We start from the raw sequence: 12,603 nt of genomic DNA, 5'->3' as shown, positions 1-12,603 counted from the left end.
TTATAACGAAAGATGAACAAAGATGGAACTGTCCTGCTTCTCTCTTTCGTTAAAGCTACCAATTCCTTTTATTTCTCAGCACATTTTACTTATTTTTTCAATTTTATTTTATATTTTTTCAAAAAACCCTTTACTAATTCCCAGTTTTAAGGCAAAATTGTAAAAAAAGAAAGCGCTAACTAGTTTTATTATTTTTAAAATTGAAATTATTTAAAAATTTATAATGAACTAATTTAAAACAAAGGAGCGATGAATCATGAAAATAGCAGAGGTAGGAAACTTGATAGAATTTAAAAATGGCTTACAGGGCATTGTCGAAAAAGTAAATGAAAACTCCGTGATTGTAGATTTGACTTACATGACAAACTACCGCGATTTAGACTTAGAGCAGCGAACTGTTGTCAACCACAAAAACTACATCATCATTAATCCAGCTATGTAAAGGAAAAAAGCAGCCGCACAGCAAAAGCGGTTGCTTTTTTATTGATTTTGAAAGAATTGATTCTTTTGTTCTTCTGTAATAATCCCTAGCTTATACATGAGGTAAATATACTGTTGCACCTTAACATCCTTCGAACTTTTTTTCACTGTACTCCCTCTTTTCTAAAATGTTTCTTTATACAATAATATATGGCTGAGATAAAAAAAGTTTCCTTAAAGAAACAAAAACAGGCCCCATTTTTTCTTGAAAGGGGCTTATTTTCGTGTGACAATAAGAACAAGCTACTACTATCTTCTTACCGAAAGGAATTACTAGCATGTTTGATACTGTATTGTTTATCGTTGCTCTTATTGTCATTCTTTTTTTCATCGTGCAGTTCGTTTTTAAACGCAAACAAACTTCAAATAAAAAAACATCCGTTGAACCCATGAATTATGCCGAAGAAGATTCTAACTCCTACACAAGCTGGAGTGAAACTGCTTCTAACCACGATCATGATGGCGATGGAGATGGAGATGGAGATGCGGATGGTGACGGAAAATAGAAAAAAAGCCTCTTCTTAAGAAGAGGCTTTTCTTTATTTTGATAATACTCGCTTGCCGTTGGTAAACGAATAATAGCATTCACCTGTATAAATGTCTTGGCTTTCATGTACATGAACCCCACATTTATCTTCAAGAGCAGCTTTCATCATCGATTTGGCTACGTTATACGCTTTAATTGGACGATACTTTCTCCACTTTCCTACAAGGCAAAATGAACACGACTTTAACGTGTATCCCCCAATCTTTTCAAATAGGCGAAACTCTTGGCGCTTGCCTAATAATAACGATGGGCGGAAAAAGTGAGTAGAACGGATATACAAACTTGCGATATCTTCTTCTACTTGCCCCTTTACTTTACTGTAAAAGAATGGCGAACGAAGATCAGCACCAATTGCTGTAATCGTTAAAAAGTTTTTGCAGCGATATTTTTCTGCACATTTAGCCGCTTTTAAAGGAAATTCGTAGTCCACTTTAATGAATTTCGCTTTTGTTTTTGCTTTTTTCATTGTCGTGCCTAAACAGCAATATACATCATCAACTGCAAAGCATTCTTCGTGCTTATCAAGCTCTGAAAAATCAATTTCAAGCTGACGTAGCTTTGTGTGTTCGATTGGTAGCTTTTTTCGAACAAACACTGTCACATGGTTATATAAGCTGTTGCTTAATAACATTTTTAAAAGTTCTTGACCAACAAGTCCGCTTGCACCTAATACTAATGCTGATCTCTGTGACATTCTTTCACCTTCTCACCTGTTGTTTTTGCAATGGAAAACAGGTTGCATACACAACCTGTTTGTTCGAATTAACGATTATCAATTGTTTCTGGGTATAAATCATGATTCATCAGGCGATAATTAGCCATTTCTTCATACTTCGTACCGGGACGGCCATAGTTTGTATATGGATCAATTGAGATTCCGCCGCGTGGTGTGAATTTTCCCCATACTTCAATATATCTTGGATTCATCAGTTTAATTAAGTCATTCATAATAATGTTCATACAGTCTTCATGGAAATCTCCATGGTTACGGAAGCTGAATAAATAAAGCTTTAACGACTTGCTTTCTACCATTTTTTCATCTGGAATGTAACTAATATAAATGGTTGCGAAATCCGGCTGACCTGTTTTTGGACATAAGCTCGTAAATTCCGGACAGTTGAATTTCACAAAATAATCACGATTTGGGTGTTTGTTATCAAATGCTTCTAGAATCTCTGGTGCATATTCAAACAAATAGTTTGTTCCTTGATTTCCAAGGAGTGATACACCTTCTAATTCTTCATCTTTTCGACCGCTCATTTGCATTTCCTCTCTTTCTACGATTGTCATTCTAACAGCGTTTTTTTATTTTGTATATATCTGTTTTTATTTTTCTTTGTAAATTTTTTGCTATGCGCTTACACGCCTCGTTTATTTCCCCAAACAAGGGCGTGAACCTGCGGCAGAACTCTTACATCGTTCATGTTTTTTGCTGCCACTGCCTTATCGATTAACCACTCATACTTTTTAAGCAATTCTTGTGTTAACGACGCATTATCGATTGTCGTTAAGTCCTCGTTTCCTACTTGAACAAAAAATGGAACCTCAGGATAACGTTCATGAACAGACGCTGCATACTCAAAGTCCTCATCATTAAATACAACGACTTTTATGCTTATGTGCGCCAGGCGTTTTTCCTTTATTAATGTCTCTATAATATCGTCTAATACGGGGAAATTTGTTTTCATTAATGAACTTGGAGGCTTAGGAGAAATCGTTAAATCATCGATCTTTAGGAACCAATCCTGATAACGGCTCCCCTGTGTTTCAAGAGCTGCTTTTACCCCTTGACTGTGCAAAAGCTCTACAAGTGAACCAATCGCCTTGATAAGCGCAGGGTTTCCTCCAGAAATGGTGACGTGATCAAAGCACTCTCCTCCAATTTCTTTTAGCTCCGTCCAAATTTGTTCTGCTGTTAGCTGACGAATATCGTTTTTAGCCGATCCATCCCATGTAAAAGCTGAATCACACCAGCTGCAGGAATAATCACAGCCCGCGGTACGAACAAACATCGTCTTACGTCCTACAACCATTCCTTCCCCTTGAATCGTTGGTCCGAATATTTCAAGTACTGGAATTGTATTAGCCACGTTTTTTCACCTTCTTTGGGCGGTAAACTACGTAACTTGTCGGCGTTTCCCGCACGAATACTTGTACGCAAGAAGGCTTATTTGGTAGTGTGTCTAGATATTCTTGAACCAACTCATAAATTTTACGGGCAACAACTTCAGTTGTAGGAAAATCATTTGGATTTTCTTCGTTAAAGATAGAATGATCGTTCAATAATGTATGATCAAATTGACCAGAAACAATTTTTTTCAATAGCGCAAAGTTTACTAAAAAGCCCGCTTCGTCTAATGTATCTCCGGCAACAGTTAGATTTACGAAATACGTATGTCCATGGACTTGACGGCATTTTCCTGCTTCTGTGTGAGGAACAAAATGTGCCGCAGCAAACTGCATATCTTTGTTCAGTTCGTATTCATAGTCATGAAATACTTGAGGATACATTTGTTGCAACATTATTTCTCTCCTCCTTCTTTCGTTTGCATGTATTGATCTAACCCGCGTTTTCGCAATTGACATGCGGGGCATTCGCCGCACCCGTCAGCAACAATACCGTTGTAGCACGTTAATGTTTTTTCACGCACATATTCAAGCGCTCCTAGCTCATCCGCTAACGCCCACGTTTCTGCTTTATCAATCCACATAAGCGGCGTATGAATCACAAACTCGAAGTCCATTGATAAATTAAGCGTGACGTTTAACGATTTCACAAATACGTCTCGACAGTCTGGATATCCTGAAAAATCAGTTTCACAAACGCCTGTTACGATATGACGGCCTCCGCTGTTTTTAGCCAGTACGGCTGCAAATGATAAAAATAACAGATTGCGGCCGTCAACAAACGTTGTAGGCAACTCTCCTTCTTTTTGCTCGATCTCAATATCATCTCGCGTTAAGGCATTTGGTGCTAATTGATTTAAAAGTGACATATCTAGTACGGTGTGCTTCACACCTAAATCAGCTGCGATAGCCTTTGCTACCTCTATCTCTTGACTATGGCGCTGACCGTATTGAAAAGTAACCGTTTCTACTTCTTTAAAGTTTTTCAAAGCCCAAAATAGACATGTTGTACTATCTTGACCTCCGCTAAATACAACAATAGCTTTTTCATTTTTCATCATTATTGTTCGTCTCCTTTTTGATTGAAATCAAAAGAAGAAGAAACTTTATTGAACCGTTCGTTCCCTTTGTGACTAATTTTATAACACAAAAAAGAGACTGCTCTTTTCCAGCAATCTCCCTAAAAAGCAACTAAGATACACGTCCTCGCCAGCATACACGTCAAAAAGACGCGTTGATAGAAAAGCACGTGAAAGAAGACACGTTAAAACCGTGTCTTTTGTCATCAACGATGATCTTAGTTTTTTATAGAGGGAGTTTTCGAACCTCTCCCGTACGTATCCAAACGTGTACGGCGTTTCTTCTTGAATTGTCATCGTATTATACCACATGCGTATAGATAATGCTATGTTTGTTGACTTCTATCGCCTTTAGCTGCCTTATTTTTCTTTATATAAGAAAGCGCAATAAATAACAACGGAAAACAGACGCTTAATACAAATAAATAAAACGGCCAGTAATATTTTTCAAAATAATTGAAGTACGCTGTGTTGGGAATAATGTAATATGCCACGCCTGTAATAATTAGACCTAAAGGAAAGCTTAAAAAATTGCGCACCCGTAAATTACACAATTGGACGATACTTAACTGAATAGCATAGAACACAATGACAACTTTAAAAAAGATAGATAACATCCAAATAATAGCTACTAATACTTCAACATGCTGAATCGTTGCACCTAACGAAATCATTTTTCCTAATAAATAAACTGGGTAGCTGTGCATCGATGCAATATTCGCGCCAAGAGCTAATATACAAGCCGCAACTGCAATCGTAATCGTCAAGCCCGATGCGACAGTGCCGATAACAAACATTCTTTTTACCTTTTTTCCATCTTTTATATGAGGCGTAATCATCAGAATAAAAACCAATTCCATAAACGGGTTTCCTAAAAAATAAGTGGTCCCTAATACTAAATCACCCATGCTGAATTCAAAAAAAGGATAAAGACGATCAATTTTCATCTGAGGAATATTTAAAACAATTAACAATAAAAAGGGGACCACAATCCAAGGCAAAAAGATTTCCGCGGTTCTTGCTACCACTTCAATACCTAGATACCCTCCGTATATAACAGCTAAAAGAACAAGAGCATGAATCCATGTAGGCAGCGTTTCAGGGACAATTTGAGTCGTCATGAATGTACTGATATCTCGAAGCGAAAACGTAGACTGAATGAACATAAAGAAAATGTAAATAAGAGAAATACACGTTCCTGCATAAGGACCTAGCGCCTTTTTAGCTATTTGAATGAATGTTTGCTGAGGGTAACGCTGAATCAGCCATAAAAGCACCGCAACGATTAAAAGTGCAAAGCCAATAGCAAGCACACCGCAAAACCACGCATTTTGTCTATTTGTCTCTAATAATGTAGCCGGAACTGCCAAGATGGCGCTTCCGATACAAAAAACATAAATGAGAAAAAGAAATTGTTTTGGACTAATAAATTCTTTTATTTGCATCATACACACCTTCTCTCCTACATGCGTGCTCACGTGAATAACAAATGATGAACGGTTCTAGTAAGAGGCTTAACGAGTGCCTCTAAAAAGTACAGAGGCGTAGGAACTTCTTTACGGAGTGTAATCGCTCCCCAAAAGAATAGACCCAAACCTATAAGACAAAGGTAGACGATTATCTCACGATAATACTTTTCCTTTCGGAAGTTGATCATTATTTTTTTAGTCAAATAAGCAAGCAGTACAAGTAAGGCGATAAATCCCTCCATTTTCTTTCTCCTTAATGCTTCATTTGCTTCATATATGAGTTATTTAACGTGCCTAAGCGACGGATTTGAACTTTTGCATCTAAATCGACGGTTAAATCCTCTGCGTAAATTCTGTTCCAGTCTCTTTTCATTTTGTACCATCTCTTTACATCTTGTCTGTAAAACGCTTCGCCAAAACCAAAGATATCGCTTTTATAGGTTTTTTGAGCTTTTTCTACTGCATCATTCATCTTTTCTTTTACGTCGGCTGCTGTTTTTCGTTCGAGCATATTGATTACAGCTGGGTCCTGTAAATTCACTTGACACTCTACATCAGCTACGTTTGCTTCTCCTTTTAAATCAACGTGAATATGAGGTTTATGATTTTTCATAGTAGCTGTCACCTTGACATTCGTTCGAAGCATTTCGACTCCGATGATATCATGCTGTTTTTCTTTTTTTTCGCATGGAATAACAATTAACGTACTTTTTACATGTCCGGTAATATAGTTATATCCTTTACTTTCGTCTTCATTGAACCAGCCGAGAAGCTTATCATTTTGAAAGACACCTAATCCTTTGAAATTGAGCAGGGTGGAAAGATTGGTGCGAGAAATACTAGACATGTCTCCTGCCTTTTTCACGTCGCCTTTCACTAACACTCCTGATAACACCGCCTGCTTTCCTTCACTGGTTAAGTTACTGATCAGTTCATTTAACTTCACTCCTCTAGTAGGTGCCCAAATACGCTGTGACACGTCTAATGAAGCAAACATATGGTTAGCAGGTATTTTTTCGATGGTTGTTAATACATTCAAAACGCTCGATGCTTTCGTGTTTTTAGCCACAACAACAAAATAATCGGTACGCACTTCATGATCCCGAGCAAAGAAATCAAGCACTTCAGCAATACCGTCTTCCGCCATGCTTTCGCTAATAACTAGCATTCGTAAATGAGAAAGATAAATTTTACGCGGAGATTTTGTCGTTATTTTTCTTAATCCTTCCATTACAGACGAAGCCTTAATAGAAAATGTGGTAACAGAAGGCCCGTTTGTAGGCGTTTTCGCCTGAATATCACCCGGATTAATTAGCTGAACTGTCACAATAATGCCATCTTCTACTTTATCAATTCCGACAGCAACCGTAATGGCTAGCTCGTTCAACTCTCGACTGCTCCAGCAGCCGCTTAATAGCACTGAACAGATACATAACATTAGAAATGCTTTCATAGTAAACGGCCACCTTTACACAGTTTAGTTTTTTTGCGTCTTTTGACGTGAAATATTCTTCTCATTAATAAGCTTTGGCCTTGTTTTCATTTTTTTGATCGAACGTCTAATCAGCACATCCTTTTGATCACGCTTCACAAATGGAGCCATAGGTGTCATATAAGGGACTCCAAATGACCTTAAGCTGCATAAATGTAAAATCATTAAAATTAGCCCCAGGATAATACCGAACAGGCCAAAAGTAGCTGCTAAAACCATTAAAACAAAGCGTAGCATCCTTACTGCAATAGCCATATCATACACAGGTGACACAAAGTTACTAATAGCGGTGATGGATACAACGATAACCATTGCAGGTGAAACTAATCCCGCTTGTACGGCGGCTTCTCCTAAAACGAGTGCTCCCACAATCGAAATAGCTGAACCTACTGCTCGAGGCAATCGGACTCCCGCTTCTCGCAAAATTTCAAACGTGATTTCCATAATAAACGCTTCAATAATAGCAGGAAAAGGAACACCTTCCCTTTGAGCTGCAATACTAATTAACAAAGCAAAAGGAAGCATTTCTTGATGAAAAGTAGTTAAAGCAATATAAGCAGAAGGTGTTAAAAGAGCTAAGAAAAATGCCATGTAGCGCATTAAGCGAATCAATGTACTAATATCTGCGCGCTGGTAATAATCTTCGGCCGCTTGAAAAAATTGAATAAATAAGGCAGGAACCATTAATACAAAAGGTGTACCGTCTACTAAAATGGCTATCCGCCCCTCTAAAAGACCTGCTGCCACCGAGTCTGGACGCTCCGTGTTATGCATAGTAGGAAAAGGTGTATAATCTTCATCTTGAATCAACTCTTCGATATATCCGCTCTCCAAAATACCGTCTATATCAATTTTGGAAAGACGCTCCTTTACCTCTTGAATGACCTGTTCATCCGCAATGCCGTCTATATAAACGAGCGCAATATCCGTTTTTGTAAACTCTCCTATTTGCTGAGATTCAATCCAAAGTTTTGGAGATTTTATTCGGCGCCGAATCAATGCGGTATTCGTTCGCAGTGTTTCTGTGAAACTGTCTCGAGGCCCTCTTACAACGGTCTGAGATTGTGGTTCAGAAACAGCCCTGTCTCTCCATCCTCTGGTACTTGCCACAATACACGTTTGATACCCTTCTAAAAACAGTACGGTATCTCCTGATAAAACATGAAGAAGAGCATCATCCAATGTCTTTGCTTCCATGATTTCACCGGCTGCCAAACTATAGCTTTTAATCAATTCGTACATATTAACGATGCCATCATCATGTGTTAAATGTTCATCGTGATAGTGCATAATGGAGTCCAGCGCATAGTGTTCAACTTCGTCTTTATTTACTAATCCGTCGATGTAAGCAACACCTAAAGTAAATTTTTCTTCAATCGAAATTCGAAACTCTCGCACAACTAAATCCGTGCTCTGTCCCAATGCTTTTTTCATGCGGGATAAATTATCTCCCACCCTCTCAGATAATTTCTGCTCTTCCTGTGTAGAAGAAGCACTAGTGTCCTTAGAGTCCTTCGATTCATCAGCTTTTTCTTTCCGCTGTTTGGATTTATTCGTTAACTCAGATAGTTTTTTTATACGCATTGTTCATCCTCCACTACATTGAACGAAAAGAAACGGAATTTCTTCTTTTTAGTCTCTATAGTTTTTGTATGAAAAGGAAATTTATACTTGAAGCCATTTTAATAATCTTTATTTTTGACATCATTTGTGCATTTCTATAGGATAGTAATGGATAATTCTTTGTTATTATGAAGAATGTTTATGCGGAACATTGAAAGGAGTCTATACATGGCACAATCACTTAAAGGCAAAGTAGCTCTTATTACAGGAGCAGGAAAAGGCATCGGTCGTTCAACTGCGATTGAATTAGCAAAGGAAGGCGTAAATATCGGTTTAATTGCTCGTACAGAGGCAGATTTAAAGGCTGTTGCTTCTGAACTAGAAGCATTTGATGTACAAGTTGCTTATGCAACAGCAGATGTTTCTTCTATGGAAGAAGTAAATGCAGCAGTTGAGCATCTACATACAAAATTAGGGGCAACAGATATCTTAATCAACAACGCAGGAATCGGTAAATTCGGAAGCTTTTTAGAGCTAGACCCAGATGAGTGGAAACAAATCATTGATGTGAATTTAATGGGCGTTTACTACGTAACGCGCGCCGTTCTACCTCAATTAATCGAAAAAAATGGTGGAGACATTATCAATATTTCATCCACTGCTGGTCAAAAAGGCGCTCCCGTTACAAGTGCTTACAGCGCTTCAAAATTTGGCGTGCTCGGCTTAACTGAATCTCTAGCGTTAGAAGTACGCAAACACAATATTCGTGTAACAGCTCTAACACCAAGTACAGTAGCAACGGAATTAGCGTATAAAGAAAACTTAACGGATGGCAATCCTGATAAAGTGATGCAGCCTGAAGACCTAGCAGAAATTATGGTCGCACAATTAAAATTGCATCCTCGTATTTTTATCAAATCTGCGGGCATGTGGTCCACAAATCCATAAACAAACATAGAAAAAGGAGAGCTTCAGCTCTCCTTTTTTGTGTCTTCCTTTATATGGTGGTTACCTTATTTACGTTTAGGCGTGATTTCTTCTGATAGTTCTTCAAAAGATTTCACTTTTCCATGCGATGGGTTTTGTGATTGTTTTCGCACATTCCACTGACGCTCTTTTTGACTTTTAGACTGAGTCATTTTGCTTCATCCCCTTTTTATATGCTTACATGTAGTAGGATAAAACAAGCTGCTCTTTTCCATTCATCAAAACTGCTTCCAATTTCTTTACTGCTTAGCTAAATGTATTTTAAACCACTTATCAATTTCCGCGTTATATTGATCATAATAAGCAGTTAGCGGATGGTCTCCGTTTTTGTACAGTACATATTTGTATTCTTTTCCCTGCTCATCTAATTGTTTCACAAGCTTTTCAGCCTGCGTATGGTGAACTTTACGATCATGATCACCCTGTAAAATCAAAAGAGGTGAATTTACTTTATCGCTCCAATAGACAACAGAACGACTTCTATACCTCTCCGGATACTGCGCCGGATCTCCTACAATCGTCCGCAGCACTTGTTTCATTTCAGGCCCTCTTTGATCATAGAATTGAAACATGTCTGTAATACCTGATTGTACGACAACTGCATCAAATTTAACGCCGTTTTTCATCGTTAAATACGTCATCATGCCGCCGCGTGAATATCCTAGCGCTACCTTTTGCTGGTGATTTACATAAGGAAGCTGTTCTCCCCACTTAATAAGATTTAACACGTCGTCAATATCTTTACCTCCGTACGTCTCTGTACCTTCACTTCCGCCATTTCCCCTGTATTGAGTCGCAACCACGACGTAGCCTTTACTTGCCCAATATGATAAGTACTGCAGTGTTTTTGCGCGAATCATGCCATGTTCGCGATTTCCTCCGCGATTATATACTAAAAGCGGATAATGTTTGTCTGCAATGTCTTTAGGCTGTACTAAAAACCCTTTTATCTTTAAATTATCACTAGGATACGTAATGCTATATACATCTACTTTATTTGAATAAGGCGATAATAAATTCAATTTTTCTTTATTTACATCATCACTTTCAGCTCGGTTGAAAACCGCTGTCACACCGAGCACAGCTACAGTGATTAATGCAATGATGCCCCATTTTTTCAACAGAAACCCTCTCCTCAATAAATATCTTTTCTCTTTTATAATGAGTGTTTTCATTTGGCTTTACCCTTCTTAAATGTTTGCTAAAAAGGGCATTCATCCCATCGCCAATACAGCTTATTTATCATACCGCAAAACTCAAATTTCTTCATCAATAAAGAAATAAGAATTCATCCAAATACATTAACAAGAAAGACGTATAGTAAATTGTATTATTAAATTATAGATTTGAAAAGTGGAATGATACTTTTTTTGTCGTTTTTTACCTGTCCTTTTTCCCAAAAAAAAAGCCCAGTTAAGACTGAGCTTTTTTCTTGGCAATGCCAATGCCTGTATATGCTAAAATAATTGAAAAAATAGGACATAAAATACTAAAGAATGTAAATGGAATATAGTCAGCTGCGGGAATATTTAATGCAGTTGAAATAAAAGCACCGCTGACACCCCACGGAATAATAGCATTAATAACCGTTCCGCCGTCTTCAAGCGTTCGTGATAAGTTTTTTGGATCTAAATTCCATTTTTCATACAGCGGCTTAAACGTCTGTCCAGGCAAGAGAATCGATAAATACTGTTCGCCTGTAATAACGTTCACTCCAATTGAAGATAGAAGCGTAGCAAAAATAACGTCTCCGCTGCGGCGAATTTGTTTTGCTAATCCTTCTAACAAAGCATCAATAATTCCAACAGCTCTCATCAAGCCACCTAGCGACAAGGCAATCATGATAAGGGAAATAGAAAACATCATGGACTGCAGTCCGCCTTTATTCACAATCGCATCCACTACTTTATTTCCTGACTCTACTGCCGGCCCGCTTTGAAGAACGCCTAGCAATTGACTCAGCGTAAATTCATGCTGTGTAATCATTCCTGTAATGATGGCCGTTACAATACCTAAAACTAACGTTGGCAGTACATCGACTCTTCTCATCGAAAAAATAAGAACTAAAAGTGGAGAAAGCAACGTTAACACATGTAAATTAAACGTATGTTTTAATGCGTCTTGAATTCCTTGAATTTCCCCGTAATTGACGCTTTCCTGATTTCCGTTGATTCCGATTACCAGTGCAATGATTGCTGTAATAACAATACTTGGAACCGTCGTCCACGTAATGTGCTGAATATGTTTAGGAAGCGGGACTTCAACGATACCAGAAGCAAAATTTGTTGTATCAGACAAGGGAGACATCTTATCTCCAAACACAGCTCCTGAAACAATCATCCCCGCTGCTAGCCCTGGATGTACACCAATAGCAGTTCCTACGCCAAATAAAGCGACCCCTACCGTACTGACGGTTGTTAATGAACTTCCCGTGAATGTTGAAACTAATACGGGAATAACCAGAGCACTAATTAAAAAGTACTGCGGTGAAATCCAGTGGAAGCCGTAGGATAAAATCGTCGGTATCGTTCCTCCTACCATCCAAATCGCAATAAGCATCCCGATCAGCATTAAAATAAGGATAGGCTTAATGCCCAGTCTGACACCGTCTAAAATCCCTTTCTCCATTTCTGTCCACTTATATTTCAACAAAAAGCCAATCACACTAATAAATGCTACACCAAATATCAGTGGAATATGAGGCGGCAGCTTTAACGTAAATAATGAAACAAAAATAATAGCTAATAGCACCAAAACCACCGCTATTGATTGTATAAATGAAATTTCTTTTTTCATGAGGTATTCCCTTTCTATCTTTCTTTTTCACTTAAACGCTTTTATGCTTTTACGCAGTTAAGT

The 12,603-nt window shown here is 38.0% G+C and carries 15 protein-coding genes and 1 riboswitch; of the genes, 3 read left to right on the top strand and 12 right to left on the bottom strand.

Translation table 11 applies throughout. From position 1 onward, the window contains the following. Positions 1–256 precede the first annotated feature (256 nt). Complete coding sequence (locus ACFX4W_RS23325) at positions 257–442, top strand: YkvS family protein (RefSeq protein WP_013082245.1); 186 nt, start codon at positions 257–259, stop codon at positions 440–442. A gap of 316 nt (positions 443–758) precedes the next feature. Beyond that, positions 759–986: a hypothetical protein gene (locus ACFX4W_RS23320; protein ID WP_043979618.1), complete on the top strand. Its 228-nt coding sequence runs from the start codon at positions 759–761 to the stop codon at positions 984–986. A gap of 33 nt (positions 987–1,019) precedes the next feature. Here the strand turns inward: ACFX4W_RS23320 and ACFX4W_RS23315 are convergent, their stop codons facing one another. The 9 genes from ACFX4W_RS23315 to ACFX4W_RS23275 all read right to left on the bottom strand — a co-directional run bounded on the left by ACFX4W_RS23315 (position 1,020) and on the right by ACFX4W_RS23275 (position 8,778). Further along, complete coding sequence (locus tag ACFX4W_RS23315) at positions 1,020–1,721, bottom strand: NAD(P)H-binding protein (protein WP_013055986.1); 702 nt, start codon at positions 1,719–1,721, stop codon at positions 1,020–1,022. 68 nt (positions 1,722–1,789) lie between these two features. After that, on the bottom strand, positions 1,790–2,287 hold the full coding sequence (gene queF / locus ACFX4W_RS23310; protein ID WP_013082243.1) for a preQ(1) synthase: 498 nt from the start codon (positions 2,285–2,287) through the stop codon (positions 1,790–1,792). 98 nt (positions 2,288–2,385) lie between these two features. Then, positions 2,386–3,117 carry a 7-carboxy-7-deazaguanine synthase QueE gene (gene queE, locus ACFX4W_RS23305; protein WP_080781617.1) on the bottom strand — a complete coding sequence of 244 codons (732 nt, stop codon included), beginning with the start codon at positions 3,115–3,117 and terminating at the stop codon, positions 2,386–2,388. Beyond that, positions 3,110–3,550 carry a 6-carboxytetrahydropterin synthase QueD gene (gene queD, locus ACFX4W_RS23300; RefSeq protein WP_013055983.1) on the bottom strand — a complete coding sequence of 147 codons (441 nt, stop codon included), beginning with the start codon at positions 3,548–3,550 and terminating at the stop codon, positions 3,110–3,112. The genes queE and queD overlap by 8 nt, the downstream gene beginning before the upstream one ends. After that, positions 3,550–4,215, bottom strand: a complete 666-nt coding sequence (gene queC, locus ACFX4W_RS23295; RefSeq protein ID WP_043979622.1) for a 7-cyano-7-deazaguanine synthase QueC — start codon at positions 4,213–4,215, stop codon at positions 3,550–3,552. The genes queD and queC overlap by 1 nt, the downstream gene beginning before the upstream one ends. A 230-nt stretch (positions 4,216–4,445) precedes the next feature. Further along, positions 4,446–4,489: riboswitch (PreQ1 riboswitch) on the bottom strand. 70 nt (positions 4,490–4,559) lie between these two features. Next, on the bottom strand, positions 4,560–5,681 hold the full coding sequence (locus tag ACFX4W_RS23290) for a GerAB/ArcD/ProY family transporter (RefSeq protein WP_116515445.1): 1,122 nt from the start codon (positions 5,679–5,681) through the stop codon (positions 4,560–4,562). Between the two features lie 26 nt (positions 5,682–5,707). Then, on the bottom strand, positions 5,708–5,944 hold the full coding sequence (locus tag ACFX4W_RS23285; protein WP_043979628.1) for a hypothetical protein: 237 nt from the start codon (positions 5,942–5,944) through the stop codon (positions 5,708–5,710). 11 nt (positions 5,945–5,955) lie between these two features. Continuing rightward, positions 5,956–7,155, bottom strand: a complete 1,200-nt coding sequence (locus tag ACFX4W_RS23280) for a Ger(x)C family spore germination protein (RefSeq protein ID WP_043979630.1) — start codon at positions 7,153–7,155, stop codon at positions 5,956–5,958. Positions 7,156–7,179: 24 nt separating this feature from the next. Then, complete coding sequence (locus ACFX4W_RS23275; RefSeq protein ID WP_043979632.1) at positions 7,180–8,778, bottom strand: spore germination protein; 1,599 nt, start codon at positions 8,776–8,778, stop codon at positions 7,180–7,182. A gap of 207 nt (positions 8,779–8,985) precedes the next feature. Here ACFX4W_RS23275 and ACFX4W_RS23270 point away from each other — a divergent pair, with 207 nt between their 5' ends. Beyond that, positions 8,986–9,705 (top strand): 3-ketoacyl-ACP reductase, encoded by a 720-nt coding sequence (locus ACFX4W_RS23270; RefSeq protein WP_043979634.1) that lies wholly within the window; start codon positions 8,986–8,988, stop codon positions 9,703–9,705. 65 nt (positions 9,706–9,770) lie between these two features. Here the strand turns inward: ACFX4W_RS23270 and ACFX4W_RS23265 are convergent, their stop codons facing one another. The 3 genes from ACFX4W_RS23265 to nhaC form a co-directional block, all read right to left on the bottom strand. Beyond that, a complete protein-coding gene (locus ACFX4W_RS23265; protein WP_013082238.1) occupies positions 9,771–9,896 on the bottom strand; it encodes a DUF6254 family protein in 126 nt (41 codons plus the stop codon). A gap of 87 nt (positions 9,897–9,983) precedes the next feature. Then, a complete protein-coding gene (locus ACFX4W_RS23260; RefSeq protein WP_043979636.1) occupies positions 9,984–10,865 on the bottom strand; it encodes an alpha/beta hydrolase family protein in 882 nt (293 codons plus the stop codon). Positions 10,866–11,157: 292 nt separating this feature from the next. Next, complete coding sequence (nhaC, locus tag ACFX4W_RS23255) at positions 11,158–12,540, bottom strand: Na+/H+ antiporter NhaC (RefSeq protein ID WP_043979639.1); 1,383 nt, start codon at positions 12,538–12,540, stop codon at positions 11,158–11,160. Positions 12,541–12,603 lie beyond the last annotated feature (63 nt).

Source organism: Priestia sp. YIM B13489 (assembly GCF_042787645.1).
Lineage (GTDB): Bacteria > Bacillota > Bacilli > Bacillales > Bacillaceae_H > Priestia > Priestia megaterium.
The sequence above is the reverse complement of the archived record's forward strand: the minus strand, read 5'-3'. Positions and strand labels throughout refer to the sequence as shown.

Excerpts from the sequence above, each read along its gene's own strand:
- ACFX4W_RS23285 (WP_043979628.1), bottom strand. The coding sequence starts at position 5,944 with ATGGAGGGATTTATCGCCTTACTTGTACTGCTTGCTTATTTGACTAAA.
- ACFX4W_RS23315 (WP_013055986.1), bottom strand. The coding sequence starts at position 1,721 with ATGTCACAGAGATCAGCATTAGTATTAGGTGCAAGCGGACTTGTTGGT.
- queC (WP_043979622.1), bottom strand. The coding sequence starts at position 4,215 with ATGATGAAAAATGAAAAAGCTATTGTTGTATTTAGCGGAGGTCAAGAT.
- queD (WP_013055983.1), bottom strand. The coding sequence starts at position 3,550 with ATGTTGCAACAAATGTATCCTCAAGTATTTCATGACTATGAATACGAA.
- ACFX4W_RS23290 (WP_116515445.1), bottom strand. The coding sequence starts at position 5,681 with ATGATGCAAATAAAAGAATTTATTAGTCCAAAACAATTTCTTTTTCTC.
- ACFX4W_RS23280 (WP_043979630.1), bottom strand. The coding sequence starts at position 7,155 with ATGAAAGCATTTCTAATGTTATGTATCTGTTCAGTGCTATTAAGCGGC.
- ACFX4W_RS23270 (WP_043979634.1), top strand. The coding sequence starts at position 8,986 with ATGGCACAATCACTTAAAGGCAAAGTAGCTCTTATTACAGGAGCAGGA.
- ACFX4W_RS23320 (WP_043979618.1), top strand. The coding sequence starts at position 759 with ATGTTTGATACTGTATTGTTTATCGTTGCTCTTATTGTCATTCTTTTT.
- nhaC (WP_043979639.1), bottom strand. The coding sequence starts at position 12,540 with ATGAAAAAAGAAATTTCATTTATACAATCAATAGCGGTGGTTTTGGTG.
- ACFX4W_RS23275 (WP_043979632.1), bottom strand. The coding sequence starts at position 8,778 with ATGCGTATAAAAAAACTATCTGAGTTAACGAATAAATCCAAACAGCGG.
- queF (WP_013082243.1), bottom strand. The coding sequence starts at position 2,287 with ATGAGCGGTCGAAAAGATGAAGAATTAGAAGGTGTATCACTCCTTGGA.
- ACFX4W_RS23325 (WP_013082245.1), top strand. The coding sequence starts at position 257 with ATGAAAATAGCAGAGGTAGGAAACTTGATAGAATTTAAAAATGGCTTA.
- ACFX4W_RS23265 (WP_013082238.1), bottom strand. The coding sequence starts at position 9,896 with ATGACTCAGTCTAAAAGTCAAAAAGAGCGTCAGTGGAATGTGCGAAAA.